General features: G+C 44.3%; 10 protein-coding genes. 7 read left to right on the forward strand and 3 right to left on the reverse strand.

The window, feature by feature from the left end:
* Positions 1 to 62: 62 nt before the first annotated feature.
* From DWX57_RS06865 to DWX57_RS06890, 6 genes are all read left to right on the forward strand, one after another.
* Positions 63 to 2,255, forward strand: a complete 2,193-nt coding sequence (locus tag DWX57_RS06865; RefSeq protein ID WP_120123303.1) for an alpha-galactosidase — start codon at positions 63 to 65, stop codon at positions 2,253 to 2,255.
* 153 nt (positions 2,256 to 2,408) lie between these two features.
* Entirely contained in the window at positions 2,409 to 7,709 is a 5,301-nt protein-coding gene (locus tag DWX57_RS06870; RefSeq protein ID WP_120123305.1) for a hypothetical protein, read from the forward strand.
* A gap of 252 nt (positions 7,710 to 7,961) precedes the next feature.
* The gene (locus tag DWX57_RS14230) at positions 7,962 to 9,041 is read left to right on the forward strand and encodes a hypothetical protein (protein WP_207666510.1); all 1,080 of its coding nucleotides are present in this window, start codon (positions 7,962 to 7,964) and stop codon (positions 9,039 to 9,041) included.
* Positions 9,042 to 9,409: 368 nt separating this feature from the next.
* Positions 9,410 to 9,985, forward strand: a complete 576-nt coding sequence (locus DWX57_RS06880) for a hypothetical protein (protein ID WP_120123306.1) — start codon at positions 9,410 to 9,412, stop codon at positions 9,983 to 9,985.
* A 382-nt stretch (positions 9,986 to 10,367) separates the two neighbouring features.
* Positions 10,368 to 13,538, forward strand: a complete 3,171-nt coding sequence (gene ileS / locus DWX57_RS06885; protein ID WP_120123308.1) for an isoleucine--tRNA ligase — start codon at positions 10,368 to 10,370, stop codon at positions 13,536 to 13,538.
* A 299-nt stretch (positions 13,539 to 13,837) separates the two neighbouring features.
* Positions 13,838 to 15,046 (forward strand): metallophosphoesterase, encoded by a 1,209-nt coding sequence (locus DWX57_RS06890; protein ID WP_120123310.1) that lies wholly within the window; start codon positions 13,838 to 13,840, stop codon positions 15,044 to 15,046.
* Here DWX57_RS06890 and DWX57_RS06895 read toward each other — a convergent pair.
* From DWX57_RS06895 to DWX57_RS06905, 3 genes are all read right to left on the reverse strand, one after another.
* Complete coding sequence (locus DWX57_RS06895) at positions 15,037 to 15,252, reverse strand: hypothetical protein (RefSeq protein ID WP_120123312.1); 216 nt, start codon at positions 15,250 to 15,252, stop codon at positions 15,037 to 15,039. The genes DWX57_RS06890 and DWX57_RS06895 overlap by 10 nt on opposite strands.
* A gap of 248 nt (positions 15,253 to 15,500) precedes the next feature.
* Positions 15,501 to 15,893, reverse strand: a complete 393-nt coding sequence (locus tag DWX57_RS14395; RefSeq protein WP_279230023.1) for a zeta toxin family protein — start codon at positions 15,891 to 15,893, stop codon at positions 15,501 to 15,503.
* Positions 15,894 to 16,062: 169 nt separating this feature from the next.
* Positions 16,063 to 16,317, reverse strand: a complete 255-nt coding sequence (locus DWX57_RS06905) for a hypothetical protein (RefSeq protein WP_120123313.1) — start codon at positions 16,315 to 16,317, stop codon at positions 16,063 to 16,065.
* A gap of 539 nt (positions 16,318 to 16,856) precedes the next feature.
* Between DWX57_RS06905 and DWX57_RS06910 the strand changes: the two genes are divergently transcribed.
* Positions 16,857 to 18,575 carry an alanine/glycine:cation symporter family protein gene (locus tag DWX57_RS06910; protein WP_120123315.1) on the forward strand — a complete coding sequence of 573 codons (1,719 nt, stop codon included), beginning with the start codon at positions 16,857 to 16,859 and terminating at the stop codon, positions 18,573 to 18,575.
* Positions 18,576 to 18,778 lie beyond the last annotated feature (203 nt).

The following is an 18,778-nucleotide window of genomic DNA, read 5'->3' on the forward strand; positions in this document are numbered from 1 at the left end:
AGACCAGTCAAATGAAATTTGGCTGTAGAGAAACTGGAGATCACGAAAAGGAGGACTTGGGCATGGCAATATTGATAAATGAAGAGAAAAAGCTTTTCACATTGAACACCAAAAATACTACATATCAGATGAAGGTGATTGACTATGGGTATCTGGCTCATCTGTATTATGGCAAGAAAATGGACGGGGATATGTCATATGTCATAACTCATTACGATAGAGGATTCTCAGGCAATCCTTATGAAGCACAGGAGCACAGAGAATTCTCTCTGGACAACATTCCACTGGAATATAGCTGCTACGGCAACGGAGATTTCAGGACTCCGGCATTCAACATAAAGGACATAGAGGGAATACATGGATGTGATCTCAGATATGTTTCATATGAGGTGATGGACAGTAAGTATAGTCTCAAGGGACTTCCTGCTGCTTACACAAATGACGGCGAGAAGGGTGAGACCCTTAAGATCGTTCTTCAGGATCCTCAGGTGGGAGTGGAGGTTGATCTTTTGTATGGAATTATAGAGGATAAGGATCTGATCACAAGATCAGCTATAGTCAGAAATATAAGCGATGCGGATATATTTGTGGCAAAGGCATCAAGTGTGAGCCTGGATTTTGTGACAGGTGATTATGATCTCATCCACTTCCACGGAAGACATGCTATGGAGCGCATGTATGAGAGAGAAGCTATAAATCATGGTGTGAAGAAGATCGGAAGCACAAGGGGTACATCAAGCCATCAGCACAGCCCATTTGTGGTTATAGCAGGCAAGGATGCAAATGAAGATGCGGGCGACTGCTACGGAATCTCATTTCTCTATAGCGGAAGCTTCAACTGTGAGGTTGAGAAGGATCAGACAGATCAGGTGAGACTCAATATGGGTGTTCAGGATGAGATGTTTGAGTATGTGCTCTATCCTGAGAGCGAGTTTGTGGCACCTGAGGTAGTTATGGTTTATTCACCTGATGGATTTGCTGACATGTCACATAAGATGCATGACGTTGTGAGATACAATATCTGCCGCGGCGAGTACAAGACAAAGAGGAGACCTATTCTCATCAACAGTTGGGAGGCAGTATACTTCGATTTCAATGGCGATGATATTGTAAACATAGCAAAACAGGCTTCAGAGCTCGGCGTTGAGATGCTGGTTCTGGATGACGGCTGGTTCGGTGTGAGAAATGATGACAAGTCAGGTCTCGGCGACTGGTTTGTAAATGAGGATAAGATGGGCGGCCCTATGGCTGATGTTGTCAAGAGGGTTAAGGATCTCGGCATGAAGTTCGGTATCTGGATCGAGCCTGAGATGGTATCCGAGAAGAGCGAGCTTTTCAAGGAGCATCCGGATTATGCATTTGTGATCCCTGGAAGAAAGCCTGTCATGGGAAGAAGCCAGCTCAATCTGGACTTCTCAAGAAAAGAGGTCGTAAACTGCATATTTGACCAGATGACAGCAGTGCTGGACAAGATAGATGTTGATTACATAAAGATGGATATGAACAGAAGTATACTGAACGTATACTCCATGACCGAAGGAATCCAGAACAATGGAACTATCCTCTACAAGTATGTACTCGGTGTATATGACTTTATGGAGAGGCTTCAGGCGAGATATCCAAAGATGTTCATCGAGGGCTGCAGCGGCGGCGGCGGAAGATTTGATGCCGGAATGATGTATTACACACCACAGATCTGGTGCAGTGATGATACAGATGCCATCTGCAGACTTGACATACAGTATGGAACTTCATTTGGCTATCCTATATCGGTGGTTGGTTCACACGTATCAGCGGTTCCAAATCATCAGACAGGCAGGACAACTCCATTCAATACAAGAGCCGTTGTTGCCATGGCAGGAAGCTTTGGCTACGAGCTTGATCTGAACAAGGTCAGCGATGAGGAGAAGGAGGAGGTAAAGACTCAGGTAGAGAACTACAAGAAGTACTGGGATCTTCTTCATAATGGACTTTACTACAGACTGACGGATGCGGATAAGAGCAAAGGTGTAGCTGCATGGTCATTTGTGGCAAGGGATAAGTCAGAGACCCTTGTCAATATCGTGACGGTGGAGAGCTTCTGCAATGCCCCTGTACCTTTTGTCAGAGTAAAGGGACTTGATGTGGATGCCACATATGTTGACGAGGAGACCGGCGCAGAGTACAGCGGACAGGGACTTGAACAGATAGGACTTCCTGTACCACTCAAGTTCGGCGAGTACAATGCTTACCAGATCCATCTGGTTAGAAAGTAAAATTGCATAAGTGATATTGTGTTATTTATACATAAATATTAATTATATTGTATTAAATTACAGCTTCATGATAATATGAGGCTGTAATTTTTTGTGCTTATATATTCGGCATAAATGTGCTGAATATGTATGGGAGAAAAAGGGAGGTTACATATGAAATTGAAGGGGATAATGGCTGCGGCTGTAACTGTAGCCATGGTGTCGTCGTGCATTCATATACCGATGACGACTGCACAGGCACAGACTTTACTGTCAAATATGACAGCGTATGCCGTACAGATGAATGAAGCTGAGATATCAGCAGCTACAGAGGATATTTCAGAGCTTGAGGGTGACTATGGGGTTGTGAACATAGTTAATGGCAAGGAGAGTAAAATATCATTTGTCACGGATGAGACAGGATATTATGAGATAATATTGCAGGGAAGCCAGTCACGGCTGATGCTTCAGGAGACCTTGTATAACAGTAAGAGTAAGCGCCTTGCTACAGGTAAAAAGGATGGCAGTGGATGCTGCAGGCTGGTATACAAGTGCATTGCGGGGGAGAAATACATTCTTGGGTCTAAGTATGCCCGTTCTTATACAGTTTCCGAAAGTGCAAATATAAGCGTGAGAAAGCTTCCGGATGTGGCGGCAATAAAAATGGTGCCGGATAATACAACGATACTGGAGGGAACACCAGACTCCATAACATCGGCGTACGCAACGGTAACCTATTCCGGTGGAAAGGTGCGCAGTTCAGGTATCAGCGGCTCAGACTGTAAGATAGATGGAGTTACATACAGTCTGTGGGTGAAGGATTCCAAGGGAAATTATTATTATGAGGGCGATGCAGGGGATATGGTATCGTATGCGGATGCGGAAAAGCTTCCGGCCGGTACATATACCGTTCAGCTTACAGACAAAATGGATAGTGAGCCGGACCAGTCGACCAAGATATATGATTCGTACACTGCAAAGGTGCAGACTCCTGCTGAATATTTTGTAGGAAAAAGGAATATCAGTGAGACGGATACCTACGCATATGATACCAGGGTGGACGGTTACGAGTATTACAGATTTATACCATCTGCAACTGCTGACTTTGTGTTTGAGGTAGATAAATCATCAACTGCATTTATAGATGTATATGATTCGGACATGGCGGTGGTTGAGACCGATAATGACAGGTATTCATTTGTCAAGGGAAAGACCTATTATGTCAGACTTTCAGGAACAACGGATGATGACAATGAAACATTGAATGAGGTCAGGCTCAAGGCGAAGAAGTATGTGGCACCTTCAGGGGTGACATTGAAGCTGGCAAAGAGCGAATGGGCAGCCGGAACGCCGATAAGCTTCATGAATGGTGCGAGCAGTACAATAAAGTATAATGATAAGTCCACGGAAAGCATAGATCTGACCGGTGGAAGTGGATACAGTAATGGAAACAGATATACAGTATATTATTCGTCATCTGATGATAACTGGAAAGAGTACGAATATGAAAAAGGTGTAACTCTTTCAGAGGGCGAGTACAAAGTAGCTGTGGGATATGATGCGGCTGAGGAAGATCAGGAGCTGCTCGGCACGGCAGTGCTTAAGGTAGTGTCCATAGACAAGCTGAGCGCAGGACAGCTCTTCGAAGGTGACAACAATGTGAGTGTCGGAACGGATGAGTATGACAAGGCCTATTACAGTTTTGTCATGCCATTTGACGGAAGTGTGGTAATAGAAAGCGACAGTCCTTATTGTGTATATGAGTCCGGTGATGAGGGCCCGGTAGAGGTTACAGGAAAACTTACCGGAGGCAGCACCTATTACGTAGGCTTGTATAATGAGTTATCTACATCCAAGACAAATGTGAGACTGAGCTTTATTCCGAAAGTGACAGATATGATTGCTGTTCCCGAGAACACAGATTTCATCAGAATGGGCAGCTACGATAAGGATATCAGCAGTTATGTAGATGGAACCAGAGTAAAGATCTCGTATGCTGACGGAAAAACAGAGGAGCTGGTGTTTGACGATTCGGACAGTGTGGAAACCTCCAGAGGAGATGAGGTATTTGCAGAGATAGTCACAGATACGGAAAATGAGCGCCCTGTCGGAGAGGCACAGATTAGGATATACACACTGTATAGTGAGGACTCTTATGCATATGACATAGAGATAAAGGATATAGAGGATGTTGCTGCCGGAAGTCTTGCGGAGGGCTCTAATCAGGTAAGTCTGTCGGAGAATGGCAGTGCATACTATACGTTTAAGCCTTCGATATCTGCCAGGTATACATTTGCCCCAGTGGGCGGTATGGAGATTTACAGCAAGATCGACGCTGACGATGAGACAATGTATGATCTGAAGAAACTTAGTGTATCGGATGGCGAGGCTGCACTTGAGAGCGGCAATACATACTATATCTGTCTCGATGGCGGAGTAGAGGACAAGTGGGGAGATACGCAGACCAGTTGGAGCATGAATGTGACAAGGGGAGAAACTTTGTCAAATTCAAAGATCAGTTCATGGAAGCTGAGAGATAACAGAACCTATGAATTCCTTCCAGATATGAAATTATCAGGTATCAAAAACCTTCTGGATAGAGAGACTCTCCAGTTTGTATATGATGATGGCAGTGTAAAAGAGGCCAGTGTCGGTGACAGCGAGGATAATGAGCTGATCACGAGTACATGGTACAGATATAACGAGAAAACTGGAAAGTATGTCGAGATCGCAGGCTTTGGCAGCAGGGTTGATACTGGCAGATACATGGTTGAACTTGCAATCGCTGGTGCGGATGGCATGGATACGGTTGATATACCATTTGCAGTGAAGACTGCACAGAGCATGAGCCTTGGAACATGGGACGGCTCAAAGACGCTGGATATTTCCGGCGACAGATATGTGTATGTATATAAGGTAAGTGCCCAGGCGGGTTCGTATGTGGTATCCGCTGATGAGAAGATCGATGGCATCAGGATTTTAGATGCAAATGGAACAGAGATAACGACTAACAACGTGGCTTATTCATCTGATGGATTTGGCAGTGCGGGATTTGACACAGCAGGCGGGGATCTGTATGTATGTGTGTATCCGGGAAAAAATGTAAATAAATGCGGCGTGACAATGAAGGAGATCGTCAAGGCTGTAAGTGTAAGCACAACCGTTTCTAAGACTGAATATCTGAGGAAATTTGATGAGATCAAGGGCAGCATAAAAACCGTTGTCACATATTCTGATGGAAGTACCAGAACATTTGGCGCGGATGACGATGATATAAGCTTTACGATCAAGAAAAACGGCAGGGTGAGCAGCTATTTAAGCATCGACACGATAACAGAACAGACCGGATTATATGAGATAATACCTTCCATATGGGGAATGGCTGACGATTGTGAAGTTCAGGGAGCATCATTTGACGTCGTAGATCTGAATGTGGATGAGCTGGAGTACCTGATATCAGATGAGCCTGTGGTGCTTTCAGGTGTTGAGAACACTGGGGATGTAAAGCTGTACAGATTTGATATTGCGTCAGATGGAGTGGTATCCCTTCAGAGACAGGGCTTTGAGCTTAAGGGTATATATACCATTGAGGATGATGGCAGCTTTTCAGATACATATAGCAGTGGAGATGCTTTCTCTCTGAAAAAGGGAAGCTATATTATAGCACTCTATGCGAGAGAGAAAGATGATCAGATAACATTTACATATCACGATTCGTATGTGACAGGTAATGGAAAAATAACACCGGGTCAGAAGACAACAGCGGATATAAGCTATGACGGAGAGGGCATCGAGTATGAATTTATCCCAACGGAGACCGGAGAGTACAGATTTACGGTGGACTGCGGAGATAATACAGTATACACCAGAATCTATGCTGATGGAGTTCTGGAAAAGACATACTCACGGAACGGCGGACAACTCATTATAGATAGGACATTTGAGGCGAACCGCAGTTATACATTCAGGATCAGCCTTGCGTCGCAGCAGACAGGAAGCGTGACGATCACTCCTGAGAAGGTGGAGGCAGAGGTAGAGAACGAGTATGATATCTCCGCTGTGAGCATATCAGGATGCAAGGTGAAGAAGACGGAGGACGGATACAGTGTAACCGGAGATATAGAGATAACATATGCAAATAATGAGAGTCAGAAGACACCATTTGTCAGCGGAAGATGGACAGATGCATATGGAAATACCATTCAGGGAATCATGTCTGTTGTGGAAAATGACACATACACAGATGTGACCCTGGATCTCAGATATAAGAATACGGGTTCATCAGAGTGGATATATGCTGAGTCAAAGACCCAGAAGTTTGGGGCTGGAGATGACGAGGGATGGATCATAACCAAGACTCCGACATGTACTGAGAACGGAGAGAAGACAAGGTACATTGAGGATGAGGATATATATGAGACCGAGGTGATCCCTGCTACAGGACACAGCTTCACAAAGTATGAGTCAGATGGAAATGCCACATGTTCGCAGAAGGGAACCAAGACGGCAAAGTGTGACAATAACTGCGGAGAAAAGGATACTATCATAGACGATGAGACCACAGTTCCTCACGATTATCAGACGGTGTGGACGGTTAAGAAAAAGGCATCACAGACCCGTGACGGATATAAGGTGCATGTGTGCAAAAACTGCAAGTCAGCCAGCAAGGAAACTCAGAGTATATACAGGATAAAGAGTATCAGGCTTGCATACAGCGCTGTTGAGTATGATGGTACAGCTAAGAAGCCTGCGGTAGAGGTCAAAGACTCAAAGGGCAGAAAGGTTGCCGCAGGAAATTACAGCGTTTCATATTCAAATAACAAGAATATCGGCAAGGCCAAAGTTGTCATCAAATTCAAGGGTGACTATGAAGGGGAGAAGACACTCACATTTGACATCAAGATGGGTGTGAGAAAAGTTGAGTCCGTTGACAACACAGCAAATGGAATAAAGTTGAGCTGGAAGAAGTATAAAGCGGCATCGGGATATGTTGTTTACAGAGGAGTAAATGGAAAAGCATATACGATAGCAGGTGTTGTTCAGAATCCGGATACAACATCGTTCGTGGACGTCACAGCTAAAAATGTGGGTGTAAAGTATACATATAAGATAAGAACTTATAAGACATTTGGCGATGTGACATACAATTCGGCATTTGGCGGCGAGAAGACAGGAAGTTATGTACCTGCCGTGAAGCTGAAGAAATTCACAAGTGCATCGGCCGGAACAGCCAAGGTTACATATAATAAGGCAGCCAAGGCCACCGGATATCAGATACAGTATGCAGACAATGCATCGTTTAAATCTGCAAAGACGGCCAATGTAAACGGAGGTTCAGTTACAAGTAAGACCATCAAACGACTTACTAAGGGCAAGAGATATTATGTCAGAGTACGAAGCTTTAAGAAGATTGATGGTAAGGTTTACTATTCCGCATGGAGTGGAAAGAAATCGGTTGTAATAAAGAAGAGATAATATCAAAAGAAATAGAAGAATCCGTCATGGATACAATCTGTATCCGTGGCGGATTGTTTTTTTATTCTGTGTGTTCATCATCATAACGCCTTTTATTACATAATAGCGAAAGAAAACAGGTAATAAAGTGTAAAATTTGAGATAATGTGATGTTTTTGGTTGGACATGGCAGATATAAAATGCTACCATGATTCTATGGGAACATTATTGTTCCAGAGCAGCAAAAGGGATGAGCAGAATAAGGAGAGAAAAATGGACGAGAATAACGTAAATGGATTTAATGATATGGACGACGATGAGGACGAGGGAACTACTGTCCTCACGACTCCGGGAGTGAGCGCATTTTCTTCGGTGCAGAACAGTGCACAAGGGCAGCCGAACCCAGGTCAGCCACAGCAGAATCAGCAGCCGGGTGGATTTGGACAGCCGATGGGCGGACAGTATGGAGGATTTGGACAGCCACAGTATGGTCAGCCGCAGTACGGTCAGGGTCAGCAGTTTGGTGGAAATGTCCAGTCGACAGGTGGACAGTATGGAGGATTTGGACAGCCACAGTATGGTCAGCCGCAGTACGGTCAGGGTCAGCAGTTTGGTGGAAATGTCCAGTCGACAGGTGGACAGTATGGAGGATTTGGACAGCCACAGTATGGTCAGCCGCAGTACGGTCAGGGTCAGCAGTTTGGTGGAAATGTCCAGTCGACAGGTGGACAGTATGGAGGATTTGGGCAGCCACAGTATGGTCAGCCACAGTACAGCCAGCAGCCGGGCATGACTCCGGGTGTTATGGAGCCGGGCAAAAAGGTGAACAAGAAGCTTATAGCAATAATAGGCGGAATCGCAGCGGCAGTCCTGATCGCGATAATAGTCGTTGTTCTGATCCTGGCGGGTGGTCCCGGTGAGAGAAGTGCCAAGAAGGTCGGAGACAAGCTGGTGACAGCCTATGAAAAAGGCGATGCCGATGCCATGGTTGATCTGATGGACAAGGAATATTACAAGCTGTATAACAGGATAAGAAGCTATACAGGCAGTGATGACTATGTCAAGGATACATTCAACGAGCAGGTCAGCGACATGGTAGATGAGGTAGGCAAGGTCAAGAGTATCAAGGTCGAGGACCGATCAGAGAAGGAATATGACGAGGATAAGCTTAAGGATGTAAATGATACATTTGACATGCTGGATGTCGACATGACGGTTGACAAGTGCTACGAGGTGGATCTTGATGTCAAGATAAAAGGATCTACTGACGAATCAGATGGCGAGATCATATACACAGTTATAAAGACTGGCGGTAAGTGGTATCTTGTAGACTATGATCTCTACATATATTAGAAAATAAATCTCATGGATTGAGGATTGATTTCTCAGTCCATGAGATTTTTGTATATATTAGATAAATGCGAACGTGTTTTGTAGTAAATATGCATAAAAAACAAATTGTATTTGTATATGCATGGTTATAATATAAAAAACGTAAGAAATTTTTATATGTATCTTAATAATGGAGCTGTGGATATATCGTATACAGAAAGGCTGGAAAGGGAAAGTACAGCAAGCTGGCCTATATAGACAAAAACACAATACTGAGCTATACAGATAAGTCAGCTAAAAATGGAACGGTATACACATATAAGATTGTTGCGTGCAAGACGGCAGGCAAGACAAGTTACAATGCGGCTGACAGCAATCAGAAAACCATTATGAGAATCACTTCGTCAAAGGTTACCAAGACCACGGACAAGGCAGATGGAAAGTTGGCAGATAAGTGTACAGAGTGCGGACAGATTATTGACAGCAGGAGAATTCCTCAGATAAAAAATGTCAAACTGGCATATACAAGCTGTACATATAATGGCACTGCTAAAAAGCCGGGAGTTACTGTATACGATGTTGATGGCAATACCTTGAACAAGACAGATTATACTGTCAGCTATAAGAATAATACAGCTTCGGGCACAGCTGGTGTAACAGTCACATTCAAGGGCAATTATGCCGGAAGGATCACAGCAACATTTGTAATTTGCCCTAAGGCAGTTTCTGTAAAAACAGCCCAAAGTACAGCAAAAGGAGTCAAGCTTATACAGTATGCTACTGCCAGGACTTTTAAGGGTGCAAAGACAGCAAATATTGCCGGGGCAAAGAATGTGACAAAGACAGTGAAAGGACTTGCAAAGAATAAGAGATATTATGTGCGGGTAAGGTCGTACAGAAAGTCCGGCAGAGTGACATACTATTCGGCATGGAGCACAACAAAGAATGTGGTTATAAAGAAGTAGAATAGTAAATTATTTGCGCATATTGCGATTGACAAACCACAAATACTTGATATACTAATGAATGGATAGGTTCAGAAATGGCTTATACAGGCGGTTTTCTGGATCATATAAGTTAAAAACGATGACAGAGACAGTACGGAGTCTGCGAGATCAGCAGCGAGCCGGGGGCGGTGCGAGCCCGGTGACAGTAGAGACTTTCGGAATATCACTCTGGAGTTGCAGACCAAAAGAGATTTGCTCAAGTAGGCTCTGACGTATTTCCTGCGTTAAGGGGAGCGCATATGTTAGTATGTAAGTAATAGGTGGTATAACGAACTCAAAGCCCTTCGTCCTGATTACGACGAAGGGCTTTTTTATATTTATCACAGAAAGGAAAGACGACATGTACGACAAGGTTTCGACTAAACTGGAATTCGTGAACAGAGAGCAGAAGGTATTGGACTTCTGGAAAGAAAATCAGGTATTTGAGAAGAGTGTTGAAGAGACAAAGGATCTGCCAACATACACATTCTACGATGGCCCTCCAACAGCAAATGGTAAGCCACATATCGGACACGTTCTTACACGTGTAATCAAGGATATGATCCCTAGATATCAGACAATGAAGGGACATAACGTAGTCAGAAAGGCCGGATGGGATACACACGGTCTGCCTGTTGAGCTCGAGGTTGAGAAGCTCTTGGGAATCGACGGTAAGGAGCAGATAGAGGAGTACGGACTGGAGCCATTTATCCAGAAATGTAAGGAGTCCGTATGGAAATATAAAGGCATGTGGGAAGAGTTCTCAGGCAAGGTAGGTTTCTGGGCTGATATGGACAATCCATATGTAACATACCATGATGACTTCATCGAGTCAGAGTGGTGGGCGCTGAAAAAGATCTGGGACCAGGGACTTCTGTACAAGGGTTTCAAGATCGTGCCTTACTGCCCAAGATGTGGAACACCTCTTTCAAGTCATGAGGTTGCACAGGGATACAAGACAGTCAAGGAGCGCTCAGCAGTAGTAAGATTCAAGGTTATCGGAGAGGATGCATATTTCCTCGCATGGACAACAACACCTTGGACACTTCCTTCAAACGTAGCACTCTGTGTAAATCCAGATGAGACATATGTGAAGGTTAAGGCAGCAGACGGCTACACATATTATCTTGCACAGGCACTTGCAGACAAGGTTCTCGGCGGTCTTGCAAAGGAAGAGGCAGAAGGTCAGGCAGCAGTTCCTGCATACGAGGTTCTTGAGACATACGTCGGTAAGGATCTCGAGTACAAGGAGTACGAGCCACTTTACGAGTGTGTAAAGCCTGTATGCGAAAAGCAGCACAAGAAGGGTCACTTCATCACATGTGACACTTATGTAACTATGACAGATGGTACAGGTATCGTTCATATCGCACCTGCATTTGGTGAGGACGATGCAAATGTCGGAAGAAACTACGATCTTCCATTTGTACAGTTTGTAGATGGCAAGGGTGATCTCACTGAGGAGACTCCATTTGCCGGAATGTTCGTAAAGGATGCAGACCCTGAGGTACTGAAGGATCTGGACGCAAGAGGACTTCTCTTCGATGCGCCTAAGTTCGAGCATGAGTATCCACACTGCTGGAGATGTGACACACCACTTATCTACTATGCAAGAGATACATGGTTCATCAAGATGACAGCGGTAAGAGACAAGCTGGTTAAGAATAATGACACTGTAAACTGGATCCCGGAGAGCATCGGTAAGGGACGTTTCGGCGACTGGCTGAAGAACGTTCAGGACTGGGGACTTTCAAGAAACCGTTACTGGGGTACTCCGCTGAACATCTGGGAGTGTGAGTGCGGCTGCAGACATGCCATCGGATCAAAGGAAGAGCTCCGTTCGATGAGTGACAACTGCCCTGAGAACATCGAGCTTCACCGTCCGTTCATTGACGCTGTAACCATCAAGTGCCCTGAGTGTGGCAAGCAGATGCACAGAGTTACAGAGGTTATTGATTGCTGGTTCGATTCAGGATCAATGCCATTTGCACAGTGGCACTATCCATTTGAGAATCAGGATATATTTGAGAAGCACTTCCCTGCTGATTTCATCAGTGAGGCTGTTGACCAGACAAGAGGATGGTTCTACTCACTTATGGCGATCTCAACACTGCTGTTCGACAAGGCTCCGTTCAAGAACGTAATCGTTCTCGGACATGTTCAGGATAAGGACGGACAGAAGATGAGTAAGTCCAAGGGAAATGCGGTAGATCCTATGGATGCTCTGAACAAATATGGTGCAGATGCCATCAGATGGTACTTCTACAGCAATTCAGCACCATGGCTTCCTAACAGATTCCATGAGGATGCGGTTGTTGAGTGTCAGAGAAAGTTCATGGGTACACTGTGGAACACATATGCGTTCTATGTACTCTATGCAAATATAGACAACTTCAATCCACTTGAGCATGAGCTAGAGTACGACAAGCTGTCACTTATGGACAAGTGGCTCCTGTCCAAGCTGAACTCAACAGTCAAGGCGGTTGACGCAAACCTTGGCGCATACAAGATCCCTGAGACAACAAGAGTTCTCGAGGAGTTCGTGGATGACATGAGTAACTGGTATGTCCGTCGTGGACGTGAGAGATACTGGGCAAAGGGCATGGAGCAGGACAAGGTAAATGCTTACATGACACTTTACACAGCGCTCGTTACTATAGCACAGACAGTAGCTCCTATGCTCCCATTCATGGCAGAGGATATTTACCAGAATCTGGTTAGAAATATAGACAAGGATGCACCTCTTTCAGTTCATCTGTGCTCATTCCCTGAGGTGGATGAGAAGATGATCGATCCAGAGCTTGAGGTTGCTATGGACGAGATCCTGAAGATCGTTGTTCTGGGACGTGCAGCCAGAAATACAGCAAATATCAAGAACAGACAGCCAATCGGCAAGATGTATGTCAAGGCTGACAAGAAGCTTTTCGGCGAGGAGAAGGCTATCATCGAGGATGAGCTGAACGTGAAGAACGTTGAGTTCGATGATGATGTAAGCGCTTACACAACCTACAGCTTCAAGCCACAGCTCCGTACAGTCGGTCCTAAGTACGGCAAGCATCTCGGCAAGATCAAGGAGCATCTGTCAGCTCTCGATGGCAATGCAGCTATGGCAGAGCTCAAGGCAGAGGGCGCTCTGAAGTTTGAGGCAGACGGAGAGGAGATCGTACTCACTGAGGCTGATCTTCTGATCGACATGGCTCAGATGGACGGTTTCGTATCTGAGGCAGACGGCGGCGTGACAGTAGTTATCGACACCAATCTGTCAGAGGAGCTTCTTGAGGAAGGATTTGTCCGTGAGATAGTATCCAAGGTTCAGACTATGAGAAAAGAGGCTGGATTTGAGGTTATGGACAAGATCACTGTATACGCTGACGGAAGCCAGAAGGCAAATGACATCATCGCAGCAAATGCGGATGCCATCATCGGTGACGTTATGGCAACAGAGATCATCACTGGTTCAGTGGATGGTTACTCTAAGGAGTGGAACATCAACGGTGAGAAGGTAACTCTCGGAGTGAAGAAGAACGACTAAGGGATATAATATTAGGGTTTAAAACAGGCATTTTGGAAAAAATTATCCCTGATCAAGAGAATACGGCCCGAAAGGTACAAATCTTAAAGATTTTGTATCTTTCGGGCTATTTTTATGTGATTTAGGATAATTTTGTACTTTCTTTAAATATATTTGGATATTAGGGGATGACGGTGGAATTACGATTTATTAAGTTTGTGTATGTGTGGTGTTGGGAGTATATTATTGTATGAATAAATCGTACAAAGGACTGCCGTCAATATGTATATTGGCCAGTCAGAAAAACAAAGGAGAAAAAGATGATAGCAATTTTCATTGCACCTTTTTACATAGCGTTAAATATATATTTGTTCTGGAGAATAAAGGGCTGGGTACAGGCATATTTCCCGAAACTCAAAGGCAAGAAGGGCTGGATAGTCCCGATAGTGCTATACGCATTTCTGGCGTCGGCGCTGGTGATCGCATTCTTCCTGCCACAGGGAAGGTTCAGACGTGGCATGAAGCTGGTGGGAAATTACTGGCTGGGTGTTCTGCTTTATATGATATTCTTCATAGTGATAGCCGAGCTTGGAAGATTCCTACTGCTTCATGTATTCAGAGTGAGCAAAGATAAAATATGTGTGCCGCGGGTTCGCAGGATAGTAGGCTGTGTGTGCGCAACACTCATCATGTGTATATCATTCTGGGGAGTGCTAAATGCGAGACTTGTGCGGGTGACGCCTTATGATGTGACCATCAATAAGGAAGCACGGGATGAGAATGGTCAGAAGATGGATTCCATGAAGATAGTGCTGGTTGCAGATCTTCATCTTGGATACAACATAGGCGTCAGGCAGGTTCAAAGAATAGTGAATTCCATAAATAAGCAGGACGCAGATCTGGTGCTGATAGCGGGTGATATATTTGACAACGAATGGGAAGCCGTTGACCAGCCGGAGAAGCTTGAGAAAATACTCCGGGGGATCAAATCAAAGTATGGAGTGTATGCATGCTATGGCAACCACGATATACAGGAGCAGGTGCTTGCCGGATTTACATTTGGCGGACAGAAGGAGAAAACCAGCAGCCCTGAGATGGACGAGTTTATAGAGAAAGCGGGAATCACACTTCTTCGCGACGAGGGAGTGTTGATAAACGATTCCATATATATCTATGGCCGCCGCGATGCCCACAGACCGGGAAGTGGAGTCACAGACAGAGCATCCGCAGATGAGATCACGAAAAATGTGGACAAATCAAAACCTATCATAGTTCTCGATCACGAACCAAAGGAGCTGGAGGAGCTGTCGTCGGCAGGTGTGGATATGGATCTGTGTGGACACACCCATGACGGACAAATGTTCCCAGGCAACATACTTGTGGCGATGATGTGGGAAAATTCCTGCGGTTACCTGAATGTTGACGGCATGCACAACATAGTGACATCAGGAGTCGGCGTGTTTGGCCCAGATATGCGGGTTGGAACCAAGGCGGAGATATGCCCGATAACGGTGCATTTTCAAGAGTGACTTTTTCCACTCGCATCCTTGTATGCCTTGCCTGTATTTGCATCTACTGCTACTGACATAAGTGTGTACTTGGTTGATGCTTTCAGATTGGTTGCCTTGATGCTATCCTTGAATGAGGAATTCTTGCCTGCAACGGACATCTTTGTATTTGTGTCTGTTGAAATGGCACTTGAAGTCATCTTTACTTTAACTTTGTCCTTAAACATGATTTACCTCCCTTAAAACTTTTCCTTGTAGTTACTTTCTTGTTGCTCCTTTCTGCAACATTCATTCTTCTTCCTGCTCCTTTCCTCGTTATTTTCTTGTTTTCAGCTCGACGTTGTGTTTGAAAAGACATTGCCTTCAAACGCAAAAATAGGAGCCGGACTTAACCGACTCCTACCTGTCTTGTTTTAAGGGAAACCCAGAAATACTGGGTGAAAAGAGGTAATCCCAATTAAAGGACTACCTCCTGTTAATTAACTCTATACTTACCAAATAATAATCTACTAATATCTTCCATACTCCAAAACTTATTTGGAAATATAGTAAAATCTTCCTTATGTTTTCTAACAATTCTATAAAGATTTTCAGTGTTATCATAAATATGCAGAATATCGCAAAGCTTTAATAATTCTGGTATATTAGAAATAGCGCCATAATACTGAGAAACTATTTTCTCTGCATCCACATCATGTCCACCGTCTAGAACTCTTTGTTGTACTCGTTGAATATTTATCTTCGGATCAGATGTTAATACAAATACACACTTGATAAAATAGCCTGCATCTTTTGCAGCTCTTAACAGATTCATTTTGTATTCAGATGACAAAACTGTTTCAAAACTGAAATCTTTGCGCTGTGCTATGGCACTGTATCTTCTATCATCAACTTCACGGGCTGCTTACAAATTGGTCATTCCTGTGGCACTTACTACATCATCAGCATTAGTGTACTCACCTACAATACTGAAAAAAGATTTAGAAGTACTTTTACCAGATCCATTAGGGCCCGCAAACACTAATACCATTGGTTTTCTATTCTGCATACTCTCTCCTACCATCTGGATGTATCAAAACAACCTTTTTCTTTTCTGGGTCGTATGAAGCTATTGTGTGACCAAGAAATCTATGACGCTCCTTTGCCATATCAGAAGCTTTTCGCATTCGACGATCCATCTCTTTTTCCTCTGGAGTTAATTCATCGTGAACTAATCTAAGACCATAAGTCTCATACATTTCCTTAGCAAGAGCCTGCTCCTCTTCCTGCTGGGATAAATCTATTTTGTCCATAACAACACCTCCGAAATCATCGTAATATTATTTACATAATTATAACATTGCCCAAACGCAACAGCAATAGTACTTTAAATCAGTTCACAATTGGGTTTCGCCAAATTCACACATTCTTTCTACGACACTTCCTAGCGTATCTAAACCTTAGTCATCACTATCATAGTATAACTCAAGTGCCTCTTCTAAATTAGGGAGAGCCTGCTATTAACCCGTTATTTATGTGGATAAATATGTATAATTCACAAATTAATAAAAAACGGTTTTTAAATGCAAGGGAAAACGTAAAAAAACATATTGAAAACCTGCAAAATAATATGAAAATATCATTTTCCTCAAAATATATCCACACCGCATAATATTTCGCCAACCGCTCGCATAACTTAATTAATAAAGGAAAATAACCATAACACCACAATACTCTGGACTTTGTGGCAAAAATACAGTAAATTTACGGGTATATAAACTGATTCGGGACAAAAAATGAGGGGAGCGCCGGGTCGGATGATATGGATAACCTGGAAAGAGGAGGCGGTTGTATGGAAAAGTTAAATGAGATCGTGTCGGCGGTGGATGGATTTGTCTGGGGACCGGTCATGCTGGTGCTTCTGGTTGGAACGGGAATATTTCTGACGATCAGAACAGGGTTTCTTCCATGGAGGAACCTCGGCTATGCGCTGAAGAGTACACTTAGCAAGGAGGCAAGGACAAAGAGCAGAGGAACCGGAGACGTGTCACCATTTTCGGCACTGACCACCGCGCTTGCTGCAACCATAGGAACGGGCAATATCGTTGGTGTTGCAACGGCCATGGTATCGGGAGGTCCGGGAGCACTGGTGTGGATGTGGATATCCGCAGCATTTGGTCTGACATCCAAGTTCTCAGAGTGTATGCTTGCTATCAAGTACCGTGAGGTGAATGCCAAGGGCGAGATGAGCGGCGGCCCTATGTACACTATGAAGAAGGCATTCAATCATAAGAAGTTTGGTGCAGTCTTGGGCTGGCTGTTTGCACTCTTTGCAGTCATCGCCTCATTTGGAATAGGAAATATGACACAGGCCAATTCCATATCCGAATCTCTTAGCAGCACATTCAGCGTGCCTACATATGTTACAGGAATCATACTTACGGTTTTTGCCCTTCTTATAATAGTTGGAGGAATCAAGACTATATCTAAGGTGTCATCAGTTGTTGTTCCTTTGATGGCGATATTCTATGTTGCAGCCGGACTTATTGTAATAATCATCAATATCCAGAATCTTCCGGCAGGAGTTGCCATGATATTCAAGATGGCATTCTCAGTTAAGGCAGTCGGTGGCGGTCTGTGTGGTACGATCACAGCAGCTATGATGAACGCCATGAGATTCGGTGTTGCCAGAGGAGTATTCTCAAATGAAGCTGGAATGGGCTCTGCGGCCATCACGGCGGCGGCTGCCACAACAGACAATCCTGTCCGTCAGGGTTACATCAATATGACAGGTACATTCTGGGATACCATAGTAGTCTGCACCATCACAGGTCTCTGTATTGCATCATCGGGTGTGCTTGGAATCACGGAGAACAGCACAAAGGGCAGCTATCAGGTGAGCGGAACGGAGGTTACTGTGGAGGCTGTTGATTCTGATAACAAGACTACCACGACGGATTATACATACGAATTCACAGATGACCAGCTCATTTTGACAGATACATCCAATTCGTCAAATACCCTGACGCTTTCAGTTCTTCCATCCGACGAACTCAACAAGGATGAGAATACTAAGCTTGCAAGTGAGCTTGTGGTGGAGGAGAGTCAGGCTGCCATAGGAAGTCTTACCGGTACATGGACTGATGCAGCCGGAAACCATTATACATTTGCTGAGGATGGAACATTTGCCTGCTCAACTGTTATAAAAGGTGCGGCTCTCACGATCTTGTCATTTGGCTCTGCACTTGGCAAGGTGGGAGGCTGGCTCGTAACTATAGGAATTGTGCTCTTCGCATTCTCCACGATTCTTGGATGGGAGTATCACGGAGAGAAGGCGTTCGAGTACCTGTTCAAGTCGCACAAGTACAATATGATATACAGGATAGTGTTCTCGCTCGTTGTATACGTAGGCGCGACGATATCACTGGATCTTGTATGGAATTTCTCAGATATAGCGAATGCACTCATGGCGATTCCGAACCTTATCTGTCTGCTGGCATTAAGCGGAGAGATCACAAAGGATATTAAGGAATTCCAGGCGGTTATCAAAGCAGAGAAAGCATCAAAGTAGAATATTTAGTCCCGGGGACGGAGGAGTCAAGTACCTCCGTCCCCTTTTTTATACTCTCTTAACCTAACTTTATACTTACTTTATTTTTTGTCCAAATTATGTTCATAAGTGATGGTTATTATATACAATAGATGGGGCTGGAGGTGCCTGACCCCTCCGTCCTCATGAGTGGATCAGAATACCATAACAGAGAGGTTGACATA

The sequence above is a fragment of the Coprococcus sp. AF19-8AC genome (assembly GCF_003603115.1).
GTDB classification, from domain to species: domain Bacteria; phylum Bacillota; class Clostridia; order Lachnospirales; family Lachnospiraceae; genus Coprococcus; species Coprococcus aceti.

What these genes read in the sequence shown, in the direction of transcription:
- DWX57_RS06870 (WP_120123305.1), top strand. Translation starts at nt 2,409, where the DNA reads ATGAAATTGAAGGGGATAATGGCTGCGGCTGTAACTGTAGCCATGGTG.
- DWX57_RS14230 (WP_207666510.1), top strand. Translation starts at nt 7,962, where the DNA reads ATGGACGAGAATAACGTAAATGGATTTAATGATATGGACGACGATGAG.
- DWX57_RS06880 (WP_120123306.1), top strand. Translation starts at nt 9,410, where the DNA reads ATGAGAATCACTTCGTCAAAGGTTACCAAGACCACGGACAAGGCAGAT.
- DWX57_RS06895 (WP_120123312.1), bottom strand. Translation starts at nt 15,252, where the DNA reads ATGTTTAAGGACAAAGTTAAAGTAAAGATGACTTCAAGTGCCATTTCA.
- ileS (WP_120123308.1), top strand. Translation starts at nt 10,368, where the DNA reads ATGTACGACAAGGTTTCGACTAAACTGGAATTCGTGAACAGAGAGCAG.
- DWX57_RS06865 (WP_120123303.1), top strand. Translation starts at nt 63, where the DNA reads ATGGCAATATTGATAAATGAAGAGAAAAAGCTTTTCACATTGAACACC.
- DWX57_RS06910 (WP_120123315.1), top strand. Translation starts at nt 16,857, where the DNA reads ATGGAAAAGTTAAATGAGATCGTGTCGGCGGTGGATGGATTTGTCTGG.
- DWX57_RS06905 (WP_120123313.1), bottom strand. Translation starts at nt 16,317, where the DNA reads ATGGACAAAATAGATTTATCCCAGCAGGAAGAGGAGCAGGCTCTTGCT.
- DWX57_RS06890 (WP_120123310.1), top strand. Translation starts at nt 13,838, where the DNA reads ATGATAGCAATTTTCATTGCACCTTTTTACATAGCGTTAAATATATAT.